This window comes from Arthrobacter sp. 10N410 (assembly GCF_056394945.1).
In genome coordinates, this window is sequence record NZ_JBFTIP010000003.1 from 190,347 (window position 1) to 214,817 (window position 24,471).

Here is a 24,471-nt window from a genome sequence, read left to right on the forward strand (position 1 = left end):
GCTGGACTTCGATGCGGCTTGGGGTGCGCATCACGTCCGTTCTGCGTGTTTCTCCATCATTGGGGATGAAGTGACGCGCATCACCGTTGCGTTCATATTGGTCATGGAAGGTGCAGTTGATCCATCACTGGAGCATCGCCCGCAGGCTGTTTGTGGCCCACTTGCTGTTCATGCTGGCCCTGACCGCCGTCGTCGGCACGGCCACCTTCGTCGACGCCCGCGACCACGCCTACGAGGAAGCCGGCCGGCGGATGGCCGGGATCGCCACCGCGGTGGCAGACAACCCCCTGGTGCTGCAGGCGGCGAGCGCCCCCAATCCCTCGGCGAGGCTCCAGCCCTACGCCCTGGAGGTGATGCGGGACGCCCGCGCGGACTTCATCACGATCATGGCGCCGGACCGGACCCGGTGGACCCATCCCCGCAACGAGGAGCTGGGCAAGCCCTACATCGGCTCGATCGACGCGGCCCTGCGCGGCGAGGTCTTCACCGAGATCATGGCCGGCACGCTCGGACCGTCCGTGCGGACGATCGCCCCGGTCAAGGACGCCGACGGCAAGGTCCGGGCCCTGGTGGCGGCGGGCGTGACGGTGGGGACGGTGGATGTCGCGTTTTCCGGCCGCCTGCCGGCGCTGCTCGCGATCGCAGTGGCTCTGCTGGCCGGCGGTTCGGTGGCCTCCTGGCTGCTGGGCCGCTACCTCCGCCGGGTTACCCGCGGCTGGGGCCCGGAGCAGCTGGCGCAGCTGTTCGCCTATTACGAGTCGGTGCTCCACTCGGTCCGCGAGGGGGTGATCCTGATTGACCCGAAGGGCAAGGTGGTGATGTACAACGACCAGGCGGCCGCGCTGCTCGGGGTGCCGCCCCGCGCCGTCGACGGCGGGTCCTCCGGCGGCCGCGGACCGGACGCGCCGTCGCTGGCGGAACTGCCGCTGGCCCCCAGCCTCAAGGAACTCTTCGAATCCGGCCGGACCGCCCAGGACGAAATCCACCTGACCGGCCCGCGTGTCCTGGTGGTGAACCAGGGCCCCGCGGTCGGGCCCCGCTCCCCCGCGGCCCGGCAGCGGCCGGCGGCCTCCGGTACCCCCGTCTACGGCACGGTGGCCACCATCCGGGACCGCACCGAAATCGAGTCGCTCGGCAGCGAGTTGGAGACCATGCGGACGCTCTCCGACGCCCTCCGCGCCCAGACCCACGAACACGCCAACCGGCTGCACACCATCGTGTCCCTGATGGAACTGGGCCGCGGCAACGAGGCACTGGATTTCGCCACCAACGACCTGGAGCTGAGCCAGCGGCTGACCGATGACCTGGTCAGCTCCCTCGAGGAGCCGGTGCTCGGCGCCCTGGTCATGGGCAAGGCCGCCGAGGCGCACGAACGCGGCGTCGAACTCATCCTCACCACCGACGGCTCCACGGCGGTCACCGGACTGGCCGTCCAGGATCTCGTTGCCATCCTCGGCAACCTGCTCGACAACGCGATCGACGCCGCGGCCGATGCGCCACCGCCGCGCCTCGTGGAGCTGAGTGTCTCCTCGGCGGGCGGAGCCCTGGAGATCACGGTGGAGGACAGCGGCCCCGGCATCGATCCGGACGCCGTGGAGGATGTTTTCCGGCACGGCTTCAGCACCAAGGCTCCGGGTCCCTTCGGGCGCGGCCTCGGGCTGGCCCTGGTCCGCCAGGCCGTGCAGCGCCTGGGCGGTAGCATGACAATCACCAGCCCGGCCGGGGCACTGTTCCGTGTCACCCTGCCGACGGCACCGGCTGCAGCGGCAGGCGCGGCGAGAGGCGCCACGGACGGCGCCAGGGAAGAACCAGCCGGGACAGCAGAGGAACAGCAATGAGCGATATCCGCGTACTCGTCGTCGAGGACGAGCCGATCGCCGCGGCCGCCCACGCCGCCTACATCGGCCGGCTCGAGGGCTTCACCCTGGCCGGGTCTGCCCCGGACGGGCAGTCCGCCCTGCGCCTGATGACGGACCTGTCAGCCGCCGGGCAGCCCGTGGAACTGGTCTTGCTGGACATGAACCTGCCGGACCTGCACGGGCTGGACATCGCCCGCCGGATGCGTGCCGCCGGCCTCTTTGCGGACATCATCGCGATCACGGCGGTGCGGGAGCTGAACATCGTCCGCAGCGCCGTGGCAACCGGCGTCGTGCAGTACCTGATCAAGCCGTTCACCTACGCCACGTTCGCGGACAAGCTGAGCAGCTACCGGCAGTTCCGTGAACAGCTGGCCTCCCCCGGCCCGGGCGGTACCGGCGCCGGGGCGTCCCAGAGTGACGTGGACCAGGCCTTCGCCAGCCTGCGGGCGCCCTCCGAACTGCCGCTGCCCAAGGGCCTGTCCGCCTCGACACTGGATTCCGTGCAGGACTTCATGAAGCTGCAGGCCGGTGCGGTGTCGGCCAGCGAGGTGATGGAAGCACTGGGCATGTCCCGCGTCACGGCCCGCCGCTACCTCGAGTACCTCGCGGACGCCGGTACGGTGTCACGCACCGCACGCTACGGCGCCCCCGGCCGGCCGGAGAACGAGTACCGCTGGAGCCGGCCGGCGTCGTAGCCCTACACCTGGCCCCATGCCTCTCCCCCGCGGCGCCAGCTCACCCAACTGGCGGACTAGGACGCCGTTGACGGGCGGGTGCCCACGGCGCCGGGCCGCAGCGTCTCCAGGAGCTGGTCGATCACGCCGGCGTCCTCGATCGTGGAGGGCACCACATAGTCGTCGCCGTCGGCGATTTGGCGCATGGTCTTGCGCAGGATCTTTCCGGAGCGGGTCTTCGGCAGGGCCTCCACGACCGTGACGTGCTTGAAATCCGCCACGGCGCCAATGTCGCGCCGGACCAGGGCGATCAGGTCCTTGACCAGGATCTCCTCCGGCACGTCCACCCCCGATTTGAGGACCACGTAGCCGCTGGGGCGTTGGCCCTTGAGGGGGTCCGCGAGTCCGATCACAGCGCATTCGGCAACGGCCGGGTGCTGGCCGATCACCTGTTCCATGGCGCCGGTGGAGAGCCTGTGCCCGGCGACGTTGATGATGTCGTCGGTCCGGCCCATCACGAAGAGGTAGCCGTCCTCGTCCTGGTAACCGGAGTCGCCGGTGGCGTAGCAGCCCTCGAAGGCCTGCAGGTAGGAGGAGATGTAGCGTTCGTCGTTGCGCCAGAGCGTGGTCAGCGTGCCCGGCGGCAGGGGCAGTCCCAGGACGATGTTCCCCTCGGTGCCGGGTTCCACCTCGTCGCCCGCGCCGTCCAGGATCCGCAGCCTGAAGCCGGGCATCGGAACGCTGGGCGAACCGGCCTTGATCGGCAGCCCGTCCAGGCCGCGCGGGTTGGCGCAGATGGCCCAGCCGGTCTCGGTCTGCCACCAGTGGTCCACCACGGGCACGCCGAGGACGCGCGACGCCCAGTGGAACGTGTCCGTGTCCAGCCGCTCGCCCGCCGCAAACAGGGTGCGCAGGCTGGAGATGTCGTATTGTTCGAGCAGCTTCGCCTCGGGGTCGGCCTTCCGGATGGCCCGCAACGCGGTAGGGGCGGTAAACAGCACGTTGACCTTGTGGTCCTGGATGACCCGCCAGAACGCGCCCGCGTCCGGGGTGCCCACCGGCTTGCCTTCATAGATCACGGTGGTGGCGCCGGCCAGCAGCGGCCCGTAAACAATATACGAGTGCCCCACCACCCAGCCGACGTCGGAGGCAGTCCACATGACGTCGCCGGGGCCGACGTCGTAGATATCCTCCAGCGTCCAGCTCAGGGCGACGGCGTGGCCCCCGTTGTCCCGCACCACGCCCTTGGGTGACCCGGTGGTGCCCGAGGTGTAGAGGATGTAGAGGGGGTCCGTGGCTGCGACCTCGACCGGGGCGGCGGGCTCGGCGGACGCCATCGCCGTGTCCCAGTCCAGCCAACCGGCGTGGTCTGCAGCGGACGCGGTGAAGCCTTCCCGTGCCTTGACCAGCACGGGGGTCTCCGGCGCGCCGGCCAGTTCCAGCGCTTCGGCGACGGCCGGGAGGTACTCGATCCGCCGCGAGGGCTCGATTCCGCCGGAGGCGGTGACCACGGCGGCGGGGTCGGCGTCCCGGATGCGGGCGGCGAGTTCCTTAGGCGCGAAACCGCCGAAGACCACCGAGTGGATCGCGCCGAGCCGGGCGGTTGCCAGCATGGCGATGGCGGCCTCCGGGATCATCGGCATGTAGATCACCACGCGGTCGCCCTTGCCGACGCCGTGGCTGCGCAGCACCCCGGCGAAGCGAGCGACGAGGTCGGTGAGCTCGGCGTAGCTGAAGCGCTGCTGCGTGCCCAGCATGGCGGAGTCGTAGATCAGGGCGTCCTGGCCGCCGCGGCCCTCCGCCACGTGGCGGTCCAGGGCGTTGTAGCAGGTGTTCAGCACGCCGTCGGGAAACCAGCTGTAAAGCGGCGCGCGGCTGGAGTCGAGGGCCCGGCCCGGCGGCGTGCTCCAGTCGATCTTCCCGGCGGCCTCAAGCCAGAAGTCCTCCGGCTGCTCAACGCTGCGCTGGTAACTGTCCCGGTAGCTCTTGGTGACCATGAAGTAATCCCGTCCACGACGTTGTGATGCAGCTCATGGTAGCCCTGCTGGGGTCCTTCCACAAGGGCTGTGTATACAGCGGACACTTGGATCTGGCTCTTTTTGCTGATTAGGGCCGGAAAGTGTGGGCTATTCTGCCGATTGTGTATACACTGGACGGGTCAGCCGAGGAAGGAGACCATCATGCGCGCCAGTGACAAGGCCTACGCCGCCCTGCGCGACGACATCATCGAGTGGCGTCTCCTGCCGGGAACAGTCCTCGCCGAAGTCGAACAGTCCGAGCGGCTCGGCATCTCGCGGACCCCGCTGCGCGAGGCCCTCAGCCGGCTCAGCGCGGAAGGGCTGACGACGACGGCGGGCGGCCGCGGCGTCGTCGTTACCGACATTTCCCTCGAGGACATTGACGAACTCTTCGAACTGCGCGAAACCCTCGAAGGCAGGGCCGCGGCGCTGGCCGCCGAGCGCGGCGATGCGGCGACATTCGAGCAACTGCGTCGCGAGCTCCTGCGAGCGCCGGAGCTGATCAATGGCACAGACCCCGCACGCCATGACTACTACAGCCTGGTCGGGCGGCTCGACGCGGCCATCGACGCCGCTATTTCCAACTCCTACCTGGTCCAGGCCATGCGCAGCCTGCGCGTTCACCTGGTCCGGGTGCGCCGGCTGGCGGCCGACGACGCCGAGCGCCTCACCGCAGCGGCCGCCGAGCACGCCACCATTGCCGAAGCCATCGCCGCCGGCAACCCGCGGCTCGCCGAGGCCGCCACCACGCTGCATCTGCACCGAAGCCTTTCCCACGTCAAAGCCACCCACGTACCTCACTAGAAGGAGCACCATGGTTAAGGAACACCACGTCCGCGTTTACAAGAGCGAGGAAAACCTGGCCCGCGAGGACCAGCTCGCCTACAAGATCGCCAAGGTCGCCGCGGATCCCGTCGCCGTCTCCGACGAGGTCACCGACATGGTGATCAACCGCGTCATCGACAATGCTTCGGTGGCCATCGCTTCCCTGAACCGCGCCCCGATCGTCGCCGCCCGCGCCCAGGCACTCACCCACGGTCCCAGCACCGGCGGCAAGGGCTCGAAGGTGTTCGGCATCGAGGAGCGCGTGGCTCCGGAATGGGCGGCCTGGGCCAACGGCGTCGCCGTCCGCGAACTCGACTACCACGACACGTTCCTGGCCGCGGACTACTCCCACCCGGGCGACAACATCCCGCCGATCCTCGCCGTCGCCCAGCACGTCGGTTCCAGCGGCAAGGACCTGATCCGCGGCATCGCCACCGGCTACGAGATCCAGGTCAACCTGGTCAAGGCCATCTGCCTGCACAAGCACAAGATCGACCACGTAGCGCACCTGGGCCCCTCCGCCGCCGCCGGCATCGGCACCCTGCTGGGCCTCGACGTCGAGACCATCTTCCAGTCCATCGGCCAGGCGCTGCACACCACCACCGCCACCCGCCAGTCCCGCAAGGGCGAGATCTCCACCTGGAAGGCCCACGCCCCCGCGTTTGCCGGCAAGATGGCTGTTGAATCCGCCGACCGTGCCATGCGCGGCCAGACCTCCCCGGTGCCGATCTACGAAGGTGAAGACGGCGTCATCGCCTGGATGCTCGATGGCCCCGACGCCAACTACACGGTGCCGCTGCCCGAGGACGGCGAAGCCAAGCGCGCCATCATGGACACCTACACCAAGGAACACTCCGCCGAGTACCAGGCACAGGCGTGGATTGACCTGGCCCGCAAGCTGCACGGCGAGCACCCCGAGGTCACCGACCCGGCCAACGTCGAGTCCGTGCTGATCAAGACCAGCCACCACACGCACTACGTGATCGGTTCCGGCGCCAACGACCCGCAGAAGTACAGCCCCACGGCAAGCCGGGAAACCCTGGACCACTCCATTCCGTACATCTTCACGGTGGCCCTGCAGGACGGGGCCTGGCACCACGTCGATTCCTACGCCCCGGAGCGCGCAGGCCGCCCGGACACGGTGGAGCTGTGGCACAAGGTGACCACGGTCGAGGATCCGGAATGGACCCGCCGCTACCACTCGCTGGACATCGCGGAGAAGGCCTTCGGCGGCTCCGTGGAGATCACGCTCAAGGACGGCACCGTCATCACCGACCAGATCGCCGTCGCCGACGCGCACCCGCTGGGCGCCCGGCCGTTCGCCCGCGAGCAGTACGTCAACAAGTTCCGCACCCTCGCCGCCGGCCTCGTGGCCGAGGACGAGATCGAGCGCTTCCTGGCCGCCGCCGCGCGGCTTCCCGAACTCGCCGCCGGCGAGCTCGACCAGCTCAACATCAAGGCAGCCGACGGCGTGATCGACCTGGCAGCCGCCCCGAAGGGACTCTTCTAATGCTGTATTCGAAGACCACGCCGGAGCAGAAGCGGATCCGGTTCCGGGAGCTGCTTGCTTCCGGGACAATCCAGCAGTTCCCGGGTGCGTTCAACCCGCTCTCGGCCCGGCTGATCGAGGAAAAGGGATTCGCCGGGGTGTACATCTCCGGCGCCGTCCTCGCCAATGACCTCGGCCTGCCGGACATCGGCTTGACCACGCTCACCGAGGTGGCCACCCGGGCCGGGCAGATCGCCCGGATGACGGACCTGCCCTCGATCGTCGACGCCGATACCGGTTTCGGCGAGCCGATGAACGTCGCACGCACCATCCAGGAGCTCGAGAACGCGGGCCTGGCCGGCTGCCACATCGAGGACCAGTTCAACCCGAAGCGCTGCGGCCACCTCGACGGCAAGAACGTTGTGGACCTCGACACCGCGACCAAGCGGATCCGGGCCGCGGCCGACGCCCGGCGGGATCCCAACTTCCTGATCATGGCCCGGACCGACATCCGGGCCACCGATGGGCTCGAGGCGGCGCAGCAGCGGGCCAAGGCCCTCGTGGAAGCCGGCGCTGACGCGATCTTCCCGGAAGCCATGAAGGACCTCAGCGAGTTCCAGGCCATCCGCGACGCCGTCGACGTGCCGATTCTGGCCAACATGACCGAGTTCGGCAAGAGCGCGCTGTTCACGGTCGACGAGCTGGCCGGCGTCGGCGTCAACATGGTCATCTACCCGGTAACGCTGCTCCGTAGTGCCATGGGCGCTGCTGAGCGTACTCTGGAATCGATCAAATCCGACGGCACCCAGGAGGCACAGGTTTCGAGCATGCTGACCCGTGCGCGTCTCTACGACCTCGTCGACTACGAGGCGTACAACCGCTTTGACACCGGGGTCTTCAATTTCCAGATCCCCGGCATCTGACACCCCCACCGGACTGCCGGCCCCGGCCGGTCAACAGGCGTTAGGAACAAAGGAGTTTCAGCATGGCTGAAAATGAGATCAAAAAGGGCCTTGCCGGCGTCGTGGTGGACTACACCGCGGTGTCCAAGGTCAACCCGGACACCAATTCCCTGCTCTACCGCGGCTACCCCGTCCAGGAGCTGGCCGCCAAGTGCAGTTTCGAGGAAGTGGCCTACCTGCTCTGGAACGGCGAGCTGCCGACGCCGGAGCAGCTGGCGGAGTTCACCGCCGCCGAGCGCGCGGGACGTGCCCTGGATCCGGTCGTCAAGCAGGTCATCGACGCGCTGCCGATCACCTCGCACCCCATGGACGTCTGCCGCACCGCGGCGTCGGTGATGGGCGCCCGGCACCCGCTCGCCGAGGACTCCTCGCGGGAGGCCAACATGGCCAAGGCCGTGGACCTCTTCGCCGCCATGCCGGCGGTGGTGGCCTACGACCAGCGCCGTCGCCACGGGCAGGCAGCGGTGGAGCCCCGTGACGACCTGGGCTATTCCGCCAACTTCCTATGGATGTCCTTCGGCGAGGAGCCGGTCCAGGAAGTAGTGGAGGCCTTCAATGTCTCGATGATCCTGTACGCCGAGCACTCCTTCAACGCCTCGACCTTCACGGCGCGGGTAATCACCTCCACGCTCTCGGACCTGCACTCGGCCGTGACCGGCGCCATCGGGGCGCTGAAGGGGCCGCTGCACGGCGGCGCGAACGAGGCGGTCATGCACACCTTCGACGAGATCGGCATCCGGCAGGAGGAGTCGCTCGACGAGGCTGCGGTCCGGGCGAAGGCCTGGATGGAAGATGCCCTGGCGCACAAGAAGAAGGTCATGGGCTTCGGCCACCGTGTGTACAAGCACGGCGACTCCCGGGTTCCCACCATGAAGGCGGCCCTGGACAAGATGATCGCGCACTACGGCCGTCCGGAGCTGCTGGGGCTCTACAACGGACTCGAGGCCGCGATGGACGAGGCGAAGGCGATCAAGCCGAACCTCGACTACCCGGCCGGACCGACGTACCACCTGATGGGATTCGACACCCCCACCTTCACTCCGCTGTTCGTCGCCAGCCGGATCACCGGCTGGACCGCGCACATCATGGAGCAGCTGGACTCGAACTCGCTGATCCGCCCGCTGAGCGAATACAACGGTGTCGAGGAACGCCACGTGCCGTAGACAGCATGACTTAGCCAGTGCGAGCAACAAAAAAGCGCGGGCCGCCCACCTCCTGCAGGTGGACGGCCCGCGCTTTTTATGGCTAGCCCTGCATCCTCAGGCTGAGGATCATGGCCTTGAGCTTCTTGTACTCCGGGCTCCGCATAAAGTCCTTGGCCTCCGCCAGCGAGTTGAAGATGGGGTCATCGTTCCTCTGGCTTTGGAAGGTGCGGTCGGCAAAGGACAGGGTGCCCTTGGGCGCACCGGACACGAAGGAGAACATCTTGCAGCTGTCCTTCACTTGCCCGGTCACATTGTCGACCAGTCCAACCTGGTAGTCGAAGGCGCCGCCGTCCGCCCGCATATCCAGGACGCGGTAGGAAAACCGCACTCCACTGGCCTGGGCCCACGGCGTGTCCAGGGCCGGCGCTGTGTCGAGTTCCGTCATCTTGTACGGACCCGGACCGCAGGCGCCGCCGACTGCACCAGTGGCGCCGTGGTAAAGCTCGGCCACCTGCATCCTGGCTTCGTTGAAGACGATGATTTTGGTCCCCGGGAACTCGGCGGGCCGGTCCGTGGATTCCTCTACCGTCCAACGGTCAGGCAAGGTGAACGAGACCCCGGCCGAAGCGCTGACGTAACGCCCGTTGGTGACTCCGCTGACCGTCCCGTCCGTTGCGGGCGCTGTGGTTGCCGACGGCGTCGCGGATTCCGACGCCGTGGCGGTGGGCGACGGTTCCGTCGTGACGGTAGCGGATTCGGTCGGCGTGGATACTGCCGCCGTCGAGGCCGCAGCGGGGGCCGGGTCGGCGGGCCGCATATTGCCGGCGACGGCGACGCCCCCGGCAACGGCCGCCAGCGCGACGATAACGACGGCAGCCGCCAGCGGCCAGCGTCGGCGTGTACCGTTTACGGCCGGCTGTTCGTCGTCGTAGGACTCCCCGCCCGTAAGGTCGTGCTTGCTTGAATCCATGCCTTGCCCCCAATGTGGTCCGTGTGCCGCTTGCCGGCGAGCGAAGGAAGTGCCTGGATCGCCGCTGAGCAATGTTCGAAGCCTAGGCTACCGGCCCAGCCGCGGCATTCCCCGCACCGAGTTTCGAGTCGCGGAAATATTCGTCGCGGGCGCCGGGCCTCAGCCTTGCGCGGTCCTCTGCGTGGAGGGGTAGCGGATCGACGCCACCGTTTCGTTGTCCTCGTTGAGGACCACGACGACGTCGATGGTTTCGCCGGCCAGCGCCGGTGGTAGCCAGTGCCCGGCATCCTGCCACATGCGGTGCAACGGAAGCTCCCCGACGCCGAACCATTCGGGCGTTATTTCCACGCTTTCGGCGGGTTCGCCGTTCCAGCGCCGGGTGGTGAAGAGCCGGCAGGCCATGTTCCATGCCGGCCGGGCGGGAAAGATGAACTCGACGTTGCCGGCGTGGACCAGGTCCTCCTGGAGCACCACGACACCGACCTCTTCCCAGACCTCGCGGACCACGGCCTCGGCGTCGCTCTCCCCCGGTTCGACGTGGCCGCCGACGCCGACGATCTTGCCGACGCCCAACCCGGTCCTTTTCAGGCCCAGCAGCACCTCCGCGCCGCCCGCCGTGTCGCGGAGCAGGAAGCAGAGGGTCACAGGTGTGAGGTTCATGTATTCCAGCCTAATAGCCGCCGGCACCGAAGTTACCCGGCCGCCGGGCCCTCGCCGACCAGCTTCGGCCGCAGTTTGACCGGAATTCCCTTGGCCGCGAATTCCTTGTCCATGGCCTGCTGCGCGGTGAGTCCCTGGTTGTTCGTCGCCTGGAACTCCCAGTTGAAGACGTAGGCCCACTCCTGCCGAACGTCACAGAGGAAACGGCCGTTTTGCAGCTTGGCAATCTTGTACCACGCGTTGCCGCCGTCGAGCTTGAGCGCCCGGACGCCATCATCGGAAATGGAGTAGGCGAGCCAACCGTCAGCACAGCCCAGCACGGTGTAATAAGCCTGCTCGGCGGCGGGGATCGCCGCGATGGCACGCGTCTGGTCATTGCGCTGCTGGTCGATATTGGACAGCGTGCACGCGACGCCGCCGGTGCTCAAAGCTGCGGCGCTCGTTGGAGCGGGAGCGGCTGTGGACGTGGGCGCCGTCGGGGTGGCCGAACTTGGTGAGGGGCCGGCAGGACTCGATGCGGGGCTTGCGGAGGCGGTCACCGTTGGGACCCCGGTCTGGGCAGGGCCGGGCGCCGATTGCGGCATCAGGTTCCCTCCGATCACCACTGCGGCCACTACAGCAGCAGCGGCCAGCACGGTTGCCGCCGCGGCCCGGACGGTTTTGCGTCGTGCCGGTGTCCGCCCTGCGGGTGTGCGCCCGGCCAGTTGGACAATGTTGGGATCCGTAGAAAAGACGGCAGAGCGGGCAGCATCGCTCCCCGGCGCCACGCCCGGTGCACCGACACGCGGCTTGGCGTCCTTCATGAGCTGTTCGATGCGGTCCATGGCTAGTCCTTCCGTTCGGTCATGAGATGGGTGGGCGCGGCCTTCGCGAAGGCCCGGCGTGCCCGGTGCAGTCGGACTGCAGCGGCGGACGGAGAACATCCCAGCGCCTGGGACAGTTCAGCGGTGCTCAGTTCGTCCCAGTAGCTGAGCATGAGGACCTCGCGATCCCGCTCCCTCAACCGCGCTAGAACGTCCGCTACGGCGGCGCGTTGTTCAGTGTCCGGCCCTGGAACCTGGCTGCGGGCCTCCTCTTCCAGCCGGTCGACCAGTTCCTGGCGGCGACGGCGGCCCTTGTATTCGTTGCCGATCACGTTCCGGGCGGTCGCCAGCAGCCAGCCAATACCGGGTGGTTCCGGCAGCTGCTTTTCCCAGGCAATCCTGAAGACATCCGCAGCCAGTTCCTCGGCGCGGTGCCGGTCGCTGATCCGGCAGGCAATGTAGCGGTAGACCCGCACTGAATGTTGCGTGTGCAGGTCAATAAACGCTTGCTCTTTGGCAGCCAACATGGTGCTTCCCCCGGACATCGGATGACTTCTTCCTGAAGACTAAGTGTCCTGCGACGGGTTTTTTCTTACATCGGCCACTAAAAACATTCAGGAGCGGAAATTCTGGCAGGATGTCGTGATGCCCTTCACTTTGCGCGAACCCGCGCCGCCCGAGGCACTTGAGATCGCTGATCTGCACGTGGCCACGTGGCGGGAGACCTACTCACGCTTACTTCCTGAGGACTTCTTCACCGAGGAGCATGTCCGGAGCCGACACCAGATGTGGAACAGGGTCCTCGGGAACCCCCGCGTGGAATGGACTATCAGAATCGCGGAGAGCAGAGGACAGATCATCGGCTTCGCGTTCGCTGGTCCCAGCCTCGACGCGAAGGGCCAGCAACTCCCCCGCGACCGGCAGCTCTACAGCCTTTACGTGTTGGCGGAGCACCACGGCACCGGGGTGGGACAGGCCTTGATGGATGCGACCGTGGGCGATGGTGGGGCCATGCTGTGGGTCGCGAAAGACAATCCCCGTGCGGTGGCGTTCTATCGCCGCAACGGCTTCGATTTCGACGGTACGGAACAGAGGGACCCCGGGGCTCCAAAGATCGTCGACGCACGCATGGTGAGGTAGGGACCGTCAGTTGATTAGTCGATCAGACCGGTTGGAGAAGGCGCCCTACCAGCGTGGTTCCCATCGCCGAGGACCAGTCCGGGTCGGTTGCTTCAACGGCAGGGATTTCGTGCCCGGCCCTAAATTCATACCAGTCCGGAAATTCATACCAGTCCGGGAGGGGATCCTCCGGCAGTTCCAGTCCAAAATGTTCGCCTGCACGATCCTCTGGAAACGGCGCGGGCACACTCCCGTATCCCGTATGCCCGGGCAGTCCTTGGTGGGACTGGCTGTCCGACTCCGCAATGAGCGTCGGCAGGTGGGGTGGTTCCCAATCCTGGTGTTCGCTGGCGTAGTGCCGGCCGGTCGGTGAGGTCCAGCCAGGCGGGTGGTCTTGGCTGGCTTGGGTGGGTGCCCAGGCGGTGGTGTGTTTGAGGCGGTGGTGTTTGCGGCAGGGCTGGCCGAGGTTGGCGATCCCGGTGGTGCCGCCGTCGGCCCAGGCCAGGAGGTGGTCCGCGTCGTTGTCCAGGGACAGGTTGTTGCAGCCCGGGAACGGGCATTTGCCGTCACGCAGGCGCAGCCACTGCCGCAGGGCCTTCGGGACGCGGTAGCTGGTGCGGCCGATTTCCAGCGGGGCGCCGTCGCGCGGGTCGGTCAGGACCCGGTAGAACGAATCGGCGCCGCCCGCGACCAGGCGGCGGGCCATCGACGGCGGGATCGGTCCGTGCCCGTCCAGCATGGCAGGTTCGTCGGTCGCTCCAAGCAGGGAGAGGGCCGGGACCGTGATCAGGACCTGTGCCCGCGGCGCCGGGACATCCCCGGCCACAGCCTCGCCCCCGCCGCAGCCCGCTTCGCCGCCCCCGTTGCTCAGCAGCCAGGTGGCGGCAACGTCCGCGCGGAGCTGGCTCAGGGTCCGGACCTCCGAAGGGTTTTGCAGGGCCCGGGCCGCGCTGGTGATCCGCTCCCAGATACCGGCCGCCGTGTCGGCCGGAAGATACGCCGAAAGCCAGGCCATCCCGTCCCGGTCCGGGCAGTATTCGACCCGCCGGTCCCCCGAACTCTTGGTGTGGCGCGACTCTACGCTGACCGGGTGGTGGCGTTCGCGCCAGCTACGGGCCCTGGCCCGAAACCGGCCCGGCGCCAACTCCCCGGCCGGGCATCCACGCGCCGGATCTGGTGCCCCCGGGTCCAGGAAGTGGGCCTCCAGCGCCGCCGCCCCGGCCGGATCCAGGCCCTCGGCTTCGTCGACCATGATCCGGGCGTGCTGCCACGAGATCGTTCCAGCCTGCAAGGCCGCCAACGTCAGCGGCAGCGACCTCGTCAGTACCTGGCTCTCGGCCAGGAGGGCGCCGGCGCTGCGTTCGCTGACGGTCAGCACACACGCGACCTCGGCTACCACGGCCATCTCCTGCGCCGTCGAATCCCGCGGCGTCGCCGCGGGCTGTGCCAGGGCTTCTGCGGCCTGCGGGTAAGCCGCTGCGAGCCTGACCTTCAGTGCCTCTGTCCGGGCCTCCAGCCGGGCCACCTCGGCCAGACCGTCCAGGCAACCATCGACCACGGCCCGCAGCGGATCGGTATGCTCTTCGCCGTCACTTATGACGGCAGCCAGCGCAGCGACAGAGTCGGCAACGGCTGCCAGGGCCTCACCAGTCTGCGCGTTGAAAGCCACTCCGCTTTTCATACCCCCAGCCTACGAACGAGCACCGACATTATTGATGGCGGTGCGTCGCATCCTGCCGGCCGGCAAGCTGCCGGCCGCACGCCCGGCAGGCCAAGCAGGCCAGGCGGATCAGGCAGGGTAGACGGTCAGGCCGGGCAGTCGAGGCGGTTGCCTACCCCAGCGCTCTCGGATGCGCGGCGGCGTAGATCTCGCGCAGCGTGTCAGCGGTGACCAGGGTGTAGACCTGTGTGGTGGTTACGGACGCGTGGCCCAGCAGCTCTTGCACAACGCGGACATCGGCCCCGCCCTCGAGCAGGTGCGTGGCGAAGGAGTGCCGCAGGGTGTGGGGCGAAACGTCCTTGGTGATGTTGGCCTTCTCGGCCGCGGCTTTGAGGATGGTCCAAGCGCTTTGGCGGCTGATCCGGCCGCCCCGGGCGTTAAGGAAGAGGGCCGGGGTGCCTTTGCCCTTGGCGGCCAGCAGCGGCCGGCCGCGGACCAGGTAGGCGTCCAGGGCGCGTGCTCCGTAGGATCCCAGCGGCACCAAGCGCTCCTTGGAGCCCTTGCCGAACAGCCGGACAATCGCCGGGCCGGGCTCGTCGTCCCCTTGGAGCGAGATGTCGTCGACGTCGAGGCCCACGGCCTCGCTGATGCGCGCCCCGGTGGAATACAGGAACTCGAGCAGGGCGCGGTCGCGCAGTCCGGTCGCAGTGTCGGTTCCGGCCGCTTCCAGGATGCGGGTCACCTCATCGACCGTGATGGCCTTGGGCAGCCGTTTTCCGGGCATCGGCGGGTGCACATCGCTGGCCGGGTCGGCGGGCATGACACCTTCCAGCGCCCAGAACTTGTGCAGCCCGCGAACCGCCACAACCGTGCGGGCGGCCGAGCGCACACCGAGGGCGGAACCGCCGTCGGACCCGTCGGAGAGCGCCTGCACGAAGCCGGTCACGTCGCGCCGGGTGATCTCCTCCGGGCGCTGGCGGCCGGCCCTGGCGAGGTGCCGGGCGTAGCGCGCCAGGTCGCGTCGGTAAGCGGAAAGGGTGTTCGCGGCCAGTCCGCGCTCAACCCCCATGTGCTGCAGGTAGTCGGTGATGGCGCGGTCGACGGCGGTCAGCGGGCGGGCGGGCGCCGGCTTCGCCGCGGGCTCGACAGCGGCAGGAGGTTCAGCGGCGGGAGGTTCGGCCGCCAGCAGTCCGGTCATCAGCGCTGGCTGGGGTGGGCCGGCCACGGCGCGTCGGCCGGGCGGAGTCCCTGGAACCCGTCGGACCGGGCCGCGGCGGCGGCGAGGATTCCGACGACGGCGGAGGGGTTGTGCAGCCGTCCGTCCAGCACCGCCGAGACAGCCGCGTCGAGCGGGATCCAGTGCAGCTCGATTTCCGCTTCCTCGTCGGTGCGGACGTGCAGTTCGTGGCCGGGGACGTCGCTCAGGTCCCGGGCCAGGTAGATGCGGATGGCTTCGCTGGAGGAACCGGGTGAGTTGAAGAAGTCCGCCAGCACGTTCCACGTCCCGGCCACCAGGTCCGCTTCCTCGGCGAGCTCCCGGGCTGCCCCGGCCACGAAGTCCTCGCCCTCGACGTCGAGCAGCCCGGCGGGAATTTCCCAAAGGGCCATGCCCACCGGGTGCCGGTACTGCTTGATCAGCAGGATCTCGCCGTCGTCGTTCATGGGCAACACGGCCACCGCACCGGGGTGGTCGATGTAATCACGGACCAGTGGCTCGCCGTCGTCGCTCAGCTGGAAACTGTCGCTGACAACGTCCCAGATCCGGCCTTTGTAGACCTTCTCGGAAGACAAAAGACGGCGCGGGCTCGGCTCATCCGAAACCTGCCGTGCAGCATTGGGGGTCTCAGACTTACCGGGCATCGCGCCGTCCTTTGATTCAGTTGGGAGTTACTTTGACTCTGCCGGAGTCGACTTGGCGGCCGCAGCCTTGCCAGTGGCAGCGGCAGGCTGGCCCGCGCCGTGCTGGCGGTCCAGGGCGGCCTTGACCAGCCCGGCGAACAGCGGGTGCGGGCGGGTGGGCCGCGAGCTCAACTCGGGGTGCGCCTGCGTGGCCACGTAGTACGGGTGGACTTCACGGGGAAGCTCGACGTACTCGACCAGCTTGCCGTCCGGCGAAGTTCCGGAGAAGACGAGGCCCTGGGCAGCGATCTGCTCGCGGTACTTGTTGTTGACCTCGTAGCGGTGCCGGTGGCGTTCGCTGACCGTAGTGGTGCCGTAGGTCTCGGCGATGACCGAACCCTCGTCCAGCTTCGCCTCATACAGGCCCAGGCGCATGGTGCCGCCCAGGTCGCCCTTGCCGTCGACGATGTCGAGCTGCTCTTCCATCGTGGCGATGACCGGGTACTTGGAGTCCGGTTCGAACTCGGACGAGGAGGCGCCCTCCAGGCCGACCACGTTGCGGGCGTACTCGATCACCATGCACTGCAGGCCCAGGCACAGGCCCAGCACCGGGAGCTTGGTTTCGCGGGCGTACTTCAGGGCGCCGAGCTTGCCCTCAAGGCCGCGGATGCCGAAGCCGCCAGGGACGCAAATCGCGTCCACGCCGGCCAGGGACTTGACGGCACCGTCGTGGGTTGCGCACTCGTCCGAGGGGACCCAACGGATCTTGACCTTGGTGTCGTTTGCGAAGCCGCCGGCACGCAGCGCTTCGGTCACGGACAGGTAGGCGTCCGGCAGGTCGATGTACTTGCCCACGAGGGCAATCTCAACCTCATGCTTGGGGTTGTGGACGGCTTCGAGGAGCTTGTCCCAGCTGGTCCAGTCGACGTCCTTGAACGGCAGGTCCAGGGCGCGGACGATGTAGGAGTCCAGGCCCTGGGAGTGCAGGGTCTTGGGGATGTCGTAGATGCTCGGTGCGTCCGGGCAGCCGATCACGGCGTCGATGTCGACGTCGCACATCCGGCCGATCTTGTCGCGCATGGCCTGCGGGACCTCGCGGTCGGAGCGGATCACGATCGCCTCGGGCTGGATACCGATGGAGCGCAGCGCAGCGACGGAGTGCTGCGTCGGCTTGGTCTTCAGTTCCTGCGAGGGCCCGATGTAGGGCACGAGGGAGACGTGCAGGAAGAACACGTTGTTCCGGCCGACGTCCTGGCGGACCTGGCGTGCGGACTCGAGGAACGGCTGGGATTCGATGTCGCCAACGGTGCCGCCGATTTCGGTGATGATGACGTCCGGAGCGTTCTTGCCCTCGGCGGGGAGCCGCATGCGGCGCTTGATCTCATCGGTGATGTGCGGGATGACCTGGACGGTGTCGCCGAGGTACTCGCCGCGGCGCTCCTTGGCAATGACCGTGGAGTACACCTGGCCGGTCGTGACGTTGGCCGAGCCCTCAAGGTTTTCATCGAGGAAGCGCTCGTAGTGGCCGATGTCGAGGTCCGTCTCGGCGCCGTCGTCGGTCACGAAGACCTCGCCGTGCTGGAAGGGATTCATCGTGCCCGGATCCACGTTCAGATAGGGATCGAGCTTTTGCATTGTTACAGACAGGCCGCGTGCCCGCAGGAGGTGACCGAGGCTCGAAGCCGTCAGTCCCTTACCGAGCGAGGACGCCACACCACCGGTTACGAAGATGTGTTTGGTCGTCTTGGACGAGCCCGGGAACCGGGAATTTACACGGGAATTTGATCGCTGCACCACGGAATTTGAGCCTATCATCAATTCGGCCGTCCTAGGGTCGATAAATCACCGCTGTGATGGTCATCCCAGTCCCGGCGCGCCGGAAGATCGATCAGGCCTGCGGCAGCAGCTTCGCGTCGTCCAGCAGTTCCTGCGCGTGTGCCCGGGCCGATTCGGAGTCTTCCTGCCCGGCGAGCATGCGGGCCAGCTCGCGGACCCGTTCCGCCTCGTCCAGCAACTGGACATCGCTGGAGGTGAAGCCGGTCGCCGTCGCGCCGTCGGCCCCGCGCACCGAGGTCTTGGTGACCCGGATGTGCTGGTCGGCGAAGGCCGCCACCTGCGGCAGGTGGGTGACCACGAGGACCTGGACATGCCGGGCGAGCATGGCCAGCCGGCGGCCGATCTCGACGGCGGCGCGGCCGCCGACGCCGGCGTCGACCTCGTCGAAGACGAACGTCGGCACCGGGTCGACGGCGGCCAGCACCACTTCGATGGCGAGCATCACGCGGGAGAGCTCACCGCCGGACGCACCCTTGCCCAGCGGCCGGGCCGGCGCGCCGGAGTGGGGCTGCAGCAGGAAGGAAATCTCGTCGGTGCCGAACTGGCCCAGCTGCTCACCGGGGTCCACATTGATGACCAGGGTGGCGTCGGCCATGGCCAGCGCGGTCAGCTCGGCGCTGACCCGGGCTGAGAGGTCCTTGGCGGCCTTCTTCCGGGTCTTGCTGATGGCCGCGGCCTGCTTGCGGAGGTCGGCCTCGGAGCGGGCGACCTCGGCGTCCAGCGCCTCGATCCGGGTGGAGTCGTCCTGGAGCTCTTCGAAACGGGCCCGGGCCTGCTCCGCCCAGAGCAACACCTCGTCGATGCTGGGGGCGTACTTACGCACCAGCTTGGCCAGCGCGGCGCGCCGGTCCTCGATCTCGGCCAGGCGTTCCGGCCCCTCGGTGTCGAGGGAGGCCTGGTAGCTGGCCAGGTCGCCGGCGATGTCGTTGAGCAGGAAGCCCACCTCCGCCAGCCGGGCGGCGGCAGAGCCCAGTTCGCCGTCGTGTTCCGCGACGTGCTCCAGGGTGCGCTTTGCGGCGTCCACCAGCGTGGTGGCATCGGCGTCCTCGCCGAAGTCTTCGGAGATGAGGGCCTGATGGGCGGTGCTGGCTGCGATTCGGAGCTCTTCGACGTTGGCGAGCTTGACGGCCTCCGCTTTCAGCGATTCGTCTTCGCCGGGCTGTGGGTCGACGGCGTCGATCTCGGCAAGGGCTGCCTCGAGGGATTCCGCCTCGCGCAGCCGTTCGCGGGCGGCACTGCGGAGTTCGTCCAGCTCGGCCTGGCTGGCCTTCCAGTGCCCGTGCAGCTCCTGGTAGGCGGCCAGGGAACCGGCCAGGCCCTCCCCCGCAAACTTATCCAGGGCTTCGCGCTGCGCCACCGGGCTCTTGAGCCTGATCTGGTCCGACTGACCGTGGACCACCACCAGCGTCCCGCCGATCTCGGCGAGGACTCCGACCGGCGCGGCGCGGCCGCCGAGGTAGGCGCGGCTACGCCCGTCGGCACCCACGCTTCGGGCGAGCAGCAGTTCGGCGCCGCCGTCGAACTCCTCGACCTCGGCTCCGGCCTCGCGTGCCCGGCTGATCGCAGCGTGCCCGGCGTCGAGCTTCAGCACGGCTTCCGCGGAGGCGCTTTTCGCCCCGCTGCGGACGGCGCCGGCGTCGGACCTTGCGCCGAGCAGGAGGCCGACGGCGGTGACCACCATCGTCTTACCGGCGCCGGTCTCGCCGGTCACCACGCTCAGGCCGGGGCCCAGCGGCAGCGTCGCGTCGGTGATGACGCCGAGGTCGCGGATTCTCAGTTCTTCAAGCATGGGTCACTTCACAGTCGAGGGATCAGTTGGTGCTTCCGGATCCGCGCCGGGGCCCGCATGACGGGGCGTGGGCAGCGCGCGGCTGGGCCGCGGGGTGCGCACCACCGGCAGGGGCCCGGTGTGGATGGTGTCGGTCTGCGGCACCGGACCGCGCCAGCCCTGGATGGGGAGCTCGAACTTGCGGACCAGGCGTCCGGAGAACGGGGTCTGGTGGGTGCGGGCCAGCCTTACCGGCGTGGCCGAGCGGGTCACTTCCACGCGGGCTCCCGGCGGCAGGTCCACGGAGCGCCGGCCGTCGCACCACAGCACGCCCTGGGCGTCGGTGCGGTTCAGGATTTCGACGGCCAGCCGGGACCTGGGCGAGACCACGAGCGGCTTGGCGAAGAGGGCGTGGGCACTGATCGGCACGATCAGCAGCGCCTCGACCTCGGGCCACACCACGGGGCCGCCGGCGGAGAACGCGTAAGCGGTGGAGCCGGTGGGGGTGGCAAGGACGACGCCGTCGCAGCCGAAGGAGGTGAGCGGGCGTTCGTCTACCTCGGTGACCACCTCGAGCATCCGTTCACGGTTGCCTTTTTCGATGGCGGCCTCGTTCAGCGCCCAGGTGTGCCAGATCTTCTGCCCTCGGACCCACACCTGCACATCGATGGTCATCCGCTCCTCCACCGTGTACTGGCGGCTGGCGATCCACTCCACGGTCTGGGCCAGGTCTGCCCGCTCGCTCTCAGCGAGGAAGCCGACGTGGCCGAGGTTGACGCCGAGCAGCGGCACGTCCACCTCGCGGACCAGCTCCGCGGCGCGCAGGATAGTGCCGTCACCGCCGAGCACCATGACGAGTTCGACGTCCGGCAGTTTGACGTGGTCGTGCAGGACCTCGACGGGCTGGTCCAGCCGGCCGAAGAACCTGACCATGTCGGCGAGCTCGGATTTCTGCATCACCGCGACGAGGCCGGAGGCATGCAGCTGGGCGCACGCTTCCCAAGCGGCCTTGAGGGATTCCTCGCGGCCGGTGTGGGCAAGGATGAGGACACGCCTGCTCATCGGGTTCCGCCTTCTAGTGCTTCTCGTGCTGCTCTGGCCAGATCGATCCGAGTAACGCAGCAACGGCTGCGTCCCGCTCCTCGATCTTAGGCAGGTCTGTCCGGATCCCGCGTTTTATCCACAGGAAGTACTCCACGTTTCCGTCCTGGCCGGGCAGCGGACTCTGCGCGAGGCCCGCCAGGTCCAGGCCTGCGTCCATCGCCGCGGACGCCACCTTGGCGACGGCCATGCGGCGTTCCCGCACGGAGGTGACCACGCCGGTGCGGCCCAGCCGGTCCTTGCCGATCTCGAATTGCGGCTTGACCATCAGGACCAGGTCCCCGCCGGGCTCGGTGCACGCCGCGAGGGGCGCCACCACGAGGGTCAGCGAGATGAACGACAGGTCCGCCACGGTCAGCGCCGCCGGGCCGCCGATCATCTGCGGGGTCATGTAGCGGACGTTGAGCCCTTCGTGGACCGAGACCCGCGCGTCGTTGCGGATTTGCGGTACCAGCTGGTCATGCCCGACGTCGACGGCGACGACATGCGCGGCGCCGCGCCGAAGCAGCACCTCGGTGAAGCCGCCGGTGGAGGCTCCGGCGTCGAGGCAGCGCTTGCCGGAAACCTCGACGGCGGGAAAGGCATCCAGGGCGCCGGCCAGTTTGTGGGCCGCGCGGCTGACGTAGTCGTCCTCGCTGGTGGCGGCGACATCAAGCGCCATGCCGTCCTGGACCTGGAAGGAGGCTTTGGCGAGCACTTCGCCTCCAGAGCTGACCTTGCCCTCGCCGATCAGTCGCGCGGCATGGGTGCGGGACCTTGCCAGCCCGCGGCTGACGAGGGCCTGATCAAGCCTGGTCATTGCGGGGAGTCCCCCGCACGCTGTCCGGTCACGTCCTCGTTGAGGGCTGCCGCCAGCTCATCGTGCAGGCCGGCGTAGACCTCGCCGTGGTCCGCGACCGGCAGCTCCGGCAGCGCGTTCAGGCGCACCAGCAAGGCATCTACAGCCGGATCGTCTACAGCAGCGGCGTCGGCGGGCGCAGGCCAGTCGATCCGGGCGTCAGCGCTTTCCAAATCGGCGTCGGTGGAAGAACTTTGCTCGGTCATGCTCTCCAGTCTAGTGATCCAGCCACTCGAGGCCGGGCGCCAGGGCGGTTGCAGTTTCGGGGTTCGCAGCCCACCAGGCGGCACAGGCTGCACGCCACGAGTCGAGGTCCGCGGGATCCCCGCTGACGCGCACCGTGGTCCCCTCGACGAGCGCCGAAGCCGCTCCGCAACGGTAGCGTCCCTCGGGGTCGCGCTCCACCGCCGGGTAGGGGCGGTAGAGGTCGGTGAGGTCATTGATCACGAAAGTGGGGCGTTCCATGGTGCGCGCGGCGAGGATGGATTCCCTCGTGTCCACACCGGTCAGCACGGCCACCGTCGCGAAGCCGGCGTTGTTGCCGCCGAGGATGTCAGTGTCCAGCCGGTCTCCGACCACCAGCGGACGGTCGGCCGCCAGCCGCTTGGCGGCGGCGTGGAACAGCGGCGCTTCGGGCTTGCCCGCGACGAGCGGTTGCCGGCCGGTGGCGGCGGCGACGGCGGCAACCAGTGTGCCGTTGCCGGGTGCCATACCGCGGGCCTGCGGAATGGACATGTCCGTATTGGTGGCCACCCACAGGGCGCCGGCCGCAACGACGTAAGATGCCTCCGCGAGGTCCTTCCAGCCCAGATCCGGGTGAAAACCCTGCACGACGGCGACGGGATCCTCGGCCTCACTGCGGACCGGCACCAGCCCTGCGAGTTCGATTTCGCGGGCCAGCGCCTCGCCACCGGTGATCAGGACGCGGGCACCGGCAGGCAGCAGCGAGGCCAGCAGTTCGCCGGCCGCCTGTGGCGAACTCACGACCTGCTGCTCCTCCGCAGGGGCGCCGAGCTCGCGCAGGTGCTGTGCAACCTCCGCGGGCGAACGGGAGGCGTTGTTCGTTACGTAACCCAGCCCGACGCCGATTTCCGAGAGGCGGCGGAGCGACTCCACGGCGCCGGGAATGGCGTGCGGGCCCGCATAGACGACGCCGTCCAAATCGGCGAGGAGCGCGTCGAACCGGGAAATCAGCTCAGCTTCGGCCATTGCGGACTAGTCCTCGACGCGTTCCGAGTAGTGGGACTCCCCGGCGTCGGCGTCACTGGATTCCGACTCCACAGGTTCCAGTTCGTCCGCTTCCAGTTCGTCGGCTTCCACGGAATCCTCGTCGGATTCGGCGTCGTCGGATTCGAAGAAGTCGGGCTCTTCGTCGTCGGAGCCGGCTTCAAGATCGCGAACAGCAGAGTGCGGCGCGTCGGTCTCCGGGAGGCCGGCCACCGCTCCGGCACCGGCGGCACGGGGTGCGGCCTCGCCGGCGGCGGCGGCGGCCTGCTGCTCGGACTGCTGCTGCAGGATCCGGCGGCGCTCCTTTTCCTCGCGGGCTTCCTCTTCCTCGTCCCAACCGAGGTCGATGATGTCCGGCTCCTCGTCAACGCCCATGCCCAGGGCCTTCTCGGCGACGACGGCCTGGCGCTGCCACTTCCCCGCTTCGGCGTCGCGGCCGGCCGCCGTCAAGGCATCGGCGTAGGCGCGGAAGAGCCGCGGGCTGTAGGAGAACGCGCGGTTGATGTCCAGCTGCGCGATTTCGAGCTCGGAGACCGCAGCGTCGAGCTGGCCGAGGTCGGTACGGGCGCCGGCCGCGACGATCGCCAGTTCCACCTTGCCCGGAGCGTCGAGGTCCTTGGCCTCTTCGGAGCGGGCCATGTCCAGGGCACGATCCGGGCGGCCGAGGCCACGCTCGCAGTCGGCCATCACCGGCAGGTGCATGTTGGATCCGCTGATCCGGCGGTAGGTGCGGAATTCCCGCAGCGCCTCACCGTAGTGTCCTGCAGCGTACGCAGTCAGGCCAACGGCTTCGCGGACCGCTGCGAGGCGGCCGCCGCGGCGGCTCGCCGCCAGGGCGTGCTGGAAGGCGAGCTCAGGCTCCTCATCAAGAAGGCGGCCGGCCATCACGAGGTGGCGTGCCACCCATTCGGCGCTGTTGTCTTCAAGGGTCTTGATCTGGTGCTGCGTGGCCCGGTCGAGTTCTTTGCCGGTGACGTCCTCGTCGATCTGCGGTGAACGCTCACGGTCCGGGCGGTTAGCGCTGCGCAGGTCCCGGGCGTTCGGCTCGCGCACGGGACGGTCCTCGGCGCGGTCACGGCCGAACTGGCGCGGACCGGACTCGGCGCGGTCAAAGCTGCGAGCGGGACGGTCCTCGCGGTTGCCGAAGGGCTTGCGATTATCCCCGCCACTGAACGGCTTACGGTCCCGGTCGCCGCCGAAGCTGCGACGCTCCCCACCCTCACGCGGGGGACGGTCACCAAACGGCTTACGATCACGGTCGCCACCACCACTGAACGGCTTCCGATCACGGTCGCCACCGAAGCTGCGACGCTCCCCGCCCTCACGCGACGGACGGTCACCAAACGGCTTACGATCACGATCGCCGCCGGTGAACGGCTTCCGATCACGATCTGCGCCGAAGCTGCGACGCTCCCCGCCCTCACGCGACGGACGGTCGCCGAACGGCTTACGATCACGATCGCCACCACCACTGAACGGCTTACGATCACGATCTGCGCCGAAGCTGCGACGCTCCCCACCCTCACGCGACGGACGATCACCAAACGGCTTCCGATCACGATCGCCACCACCACTGAACGGCTTACGATCACGATCTGCGCCGAAGCTGCGACGCTCCCCGCCCTCACGCGACGGACGATCGCCAAAAGGCTTACGATCACGATCGCCACCACCACTG

At 68.4% G+C, this 24,471-nt stretch carries 22 protein-coding genes; 7 read left to right on the forward strand and 15 right to left on the reverse strand.

Features of this window, described 5'->3' with window-relative positions:
• The first annotated feature begins 116 nt into the window (after positions 1-116).
• Together AC1DB8_RS08635 and AC1DB8_RS08640 are read left to right on the forward strand one after the other, a co-directional pair.
• Positions 117-1,838, forward strand: a complete 1,722-nt coding sequence (locus AC1DB8_RS08635) for a sensor histidine kinase (protein ID WP_476892768.1) — start codon at positions 117-119, stop codon at positions 1,836-1,838.
• On the forward strand, positions 1,835-2,554 hold the full coding sequence (locus AC1DB8_RS08640; protein ID WP_441418910.1) for a response regulator: 720 nt from the start codon (positions 1,835-1,837) through the stop codon (positions 2,552-2,554). The genes AC1DB8_RS08635 and AC1DB8_RS08640 overlap by 4 nt, the downstream gene beginning before the upstream one ends.
• A 56-nt stretch (positions 2,555-2,610) precedes the next feature.
• Here the strand turns inward: AC1DB8_RS08640 and AC1DB8_RS08645 are convergent, their stop codons facing one another.
• Positions 2,611-4,530 carry a propionyl-CoA synthetase gene (locus AC1DB8_RS08645; RefSeq protein ID WP_476892769.1) on the reverse strand — a complete coding sequence of 640 codons (1,920 nt, stop codon included), beginning with the start codon at positions 4,528-4,530 and terminating at the stop codon, positions 2,611-2,613.
• 183 nt (positions 4,531-4,713) lie between these two features.
• Between AC1DB8_RS08645 and AC1DB8_RS08650 the strand changes: the two genes are divergently transcribed.
• The 4 genes from AC1DB8_RS08650 to AC1DB8_RS08665 all read left to right on the forward strand — a co-directional run bounded on the left by AC1DB8_RS08650 (position 4,714) and on the right by AC1DB8_RS08665 (position 8,990).
• Positions 4,714-5,355, forward strand: coding sequence for a GntR family transcriptional regulator (locus AC1DB8_RS08650; protein ID WP_441418912.1), 642 nt, complete (start codon positions 4,714-4,716; stop codon positions 5,353-5,355).
• A gap of 10 nt (positions 5,356-5,365) precedes the next feature.
• Positions 5,366-6,886 carry an MmgE/PrpD family protein gene (locus AC1DB8_RS08655; RefSeq protein ID WP_476892770.1) on the forward strand — a complete coding sequence of 507 codons (1,521 nt, stop codon included), beginning with the start codon at positions 5,366-5,368 and terminating at the stop codon, positions 6,884-6,886.
• A complete protein-coding gene (gene prpB, locus AC1DB8_RS08660) occupies positions 6,886-7,788 on the forward strand; it encodes a methylisocitrate lyase (RefSeq protein WP_441418914.1) in 903 nt (300 codons plus the stop codon). Before AC1DB8_RS08655 ends, prpB begins: the two co-directional genes overlap by 1 nt.
• Before the next feature lie 62 nt (positions 7,789-7,850).
• Positions 7,851-8,990, forward strand: coding sequence for a bifunctional 2-methylcitrate synthase/citrate synthase (locus AC1DB8_RS08665; protein WP_441418915.1), 1,140 nt, complete (start codon positions 7,851-7,853; stop codon positions 8,988-8,990).
• Positions 8,991-9,072: 82 nt separating this feature from the next.
• Here AC1DB8_RS08665 and AC1DB8_RS08670 read toward each other — a convergent pair whose 3' ends face one another.
• The 4 genes from AC1DB8_RS08670 to AC1DB8_RS08685 all read right to left on the reverse strand — a co-directional run bounded on the left by AC1DB8_RS08670 (position 9,073) and on the right by AC1DB8_RS08685 (position 11,932).
• Entirely contained in the window at positions 9,073-9,942 is an 870-nt protein-coding gene (locus AC1DB8_RS08670; RefSeq protein WP_441418916.1) for a hypothetical protein, read from the reverse strand.
• 159 nt (positions 9,943-10,101) lie between these two features.
• Positions 10,102-10,602 carry an NUDIX domain-containing protein gene (locus AC1DB8_RS08675; protein ID WP_476892771.1) on the reverse strand — a complete coding sequence of 167 codons (501 nt, stop codon included), beginning with the start codon at positions 10,600-10,602 and terminating at the stop codon, positions 10,102-10,104.
• 32 nt (positions 10,603-10,634) lie between these two features.
• Positions 10,635-11,426, reverse strand: coding sequence for a hypothetical protein (locus tag AC1DB8_RS08680; protein WP_476892772.1), 792 nt, complete (start codon positions 11,424-11,426; stop codon positions 10,635-10,637).
• A gap of 2 nt (positions 11,427-11,428) precedes the next feature.
• Positions 11,429-11,932: an RNA polymerase sigma factor gene (locus AC1DB8_RS08685; protein ID WP_476892773.1), complete on the reverse strand. Its 504-nt coding sequence runs from the start codon at positions 11,930-11,932 to the stop codon at positions 11,429-11,431.
• 118 nt (positions 11,933-12,050) lie between these two features.
• On the opposite strand from AC1DB8_RS08685, the gene AC1DB8_RS08690 reads away from it, so the two are divergent.
• The gene (locus AC1DB8_RS08690; protein ID WP_476892774.1) at positions 12,051-12,545 is read left to right on the forward strand and encodes an N-acetyltransferase family protein; all 495 of its coding nucleotides are present in this window, start codon (positions 12,051-12,053) and stop codon (positions 12,543-12,545) included.
• Positions 12,546-12,567: 22 nt separating this feature from the next.
• Here AC1DB8_RS08690 and AC1DB8_RS08695 read toward each other — a convergent pair whose 3' ends face one another.
• From AC1DB8_RS08695 to AC1DB8_RS08740, 10 genes are all read right to left on the reverse strand, one after another.
• Entirely contained in the window at positions 12,568-14,205 is a 1,638-nt protein-coding gene (locus AC1DB8_RS08695; protein WP_476892775.1) for an HNH endonuclease signature motif containing protein, read from the reverse strand.
• Positions 14,206-14,356: 151 nt separating this feature from the next.
• Entirely contained in the window at positions 14,357-15,382 is a 1,026-nt protein-coding gene (xerD, locus tag AC1DB8_RS08700) for a site-specific tyrosine recombinase XerD (protein ID WP_476892776.1), read from the reverse strand.
• Positions 15,382-16,044 (reverse strand): NUDIX domain-containing protein, encoded by a 663-nt coding sequence (locus AC1DB8_RS08705; protein WP_476892777.1) that lies wholly within the window; start codon positions 16,042-16,044, stop codon positions 15,382-15,384. The genes xerD and AC1DB8_RS08705 overlap by 1 nt, the downstream gene beginning before the upstream one ends.
• 27 nt (positions 16,045-16,071) lie before the next feature.
• Positions 16,072-17,838, reverse strand: coding sequence for a CTP synthase (locus tag AC1DB8_RS08710; protein ID WP_476892778.1), 1,767 nt, complete (start codon positions 17,836-17,838; stop codon positions 16,072-16,074).
• A gap of 73 nt (positions 17,839-17,911) precedes the next feature.
• Entirely contained in the window at positions 17,912-19,648 is a 1,737-nt protein-coding gene (recN, locus tag AC1DB8_RS08715; RefSeq protein WP_476892779.1) for a DNA repair protein RecN, read from the reverse strand.
• Between the two features lie 3 nt (positions 19,649-19,651).
• Positions 19,652-20,689, reverse strand: a complete 1,038-nt coding sequence (locus tag AC1DB8_RS08720; RefSeq protein ID WP_441418926.1) for an NAD kinase — start codon at positions 20,687-20,689, stop codon at positions 19,652-19,654.
• 13 nt (positions 20,690-20,702) lie between these two features.
• On the reverse strand, positions 20,703-21,527 hold the full coding sequence (locus AC1DB8_RS08725) for a TlyA family RNA methyltransferase (protein ID WP_476892780.1): 825 nt from the start codon (positions 21,525-21,527) through the stop codon (positions 20,703-20,705).
• Positions 21,524-21,772, reverse strand: a complete 249-nt coding sequence (locus AC1DB8_RS08730; RefSeq protein WP_441418928.1) for a hypothetical protein — start codon at positions 21,770-21,772, stop codon at positions 21,524-21,526. Before AC1DB8_RS08730 ends, AC1DB8_RS08725 begins: the two co-directional genes overlap by 4 nt.
• Positions 21,773-21,782: 10 nt before the next feature.
• A complete protein-coding gene (locus tag AC1DB8_RS08735) occupies positions 21,783-22,775 on the reverse strand; it encodes an HAD-IIA family hydrolase (RefSeq protein WP_476892781.1) in 993 nt (330 codons plus the stop codon).
• A 6-nt stretch (positions 22,776-22,781) separates the two neighbouring features.
• Entirely contained in the window at positions 22,782-23,846 is a 1,065-nt protein-coding gene (locus tag AC1DB8_RS08740; protein WP_476892782.1) for a hypothetical protein, read from the reverse strand.
• Positions 23,847-24,471 lie beyond the last annotated feature (625 nt).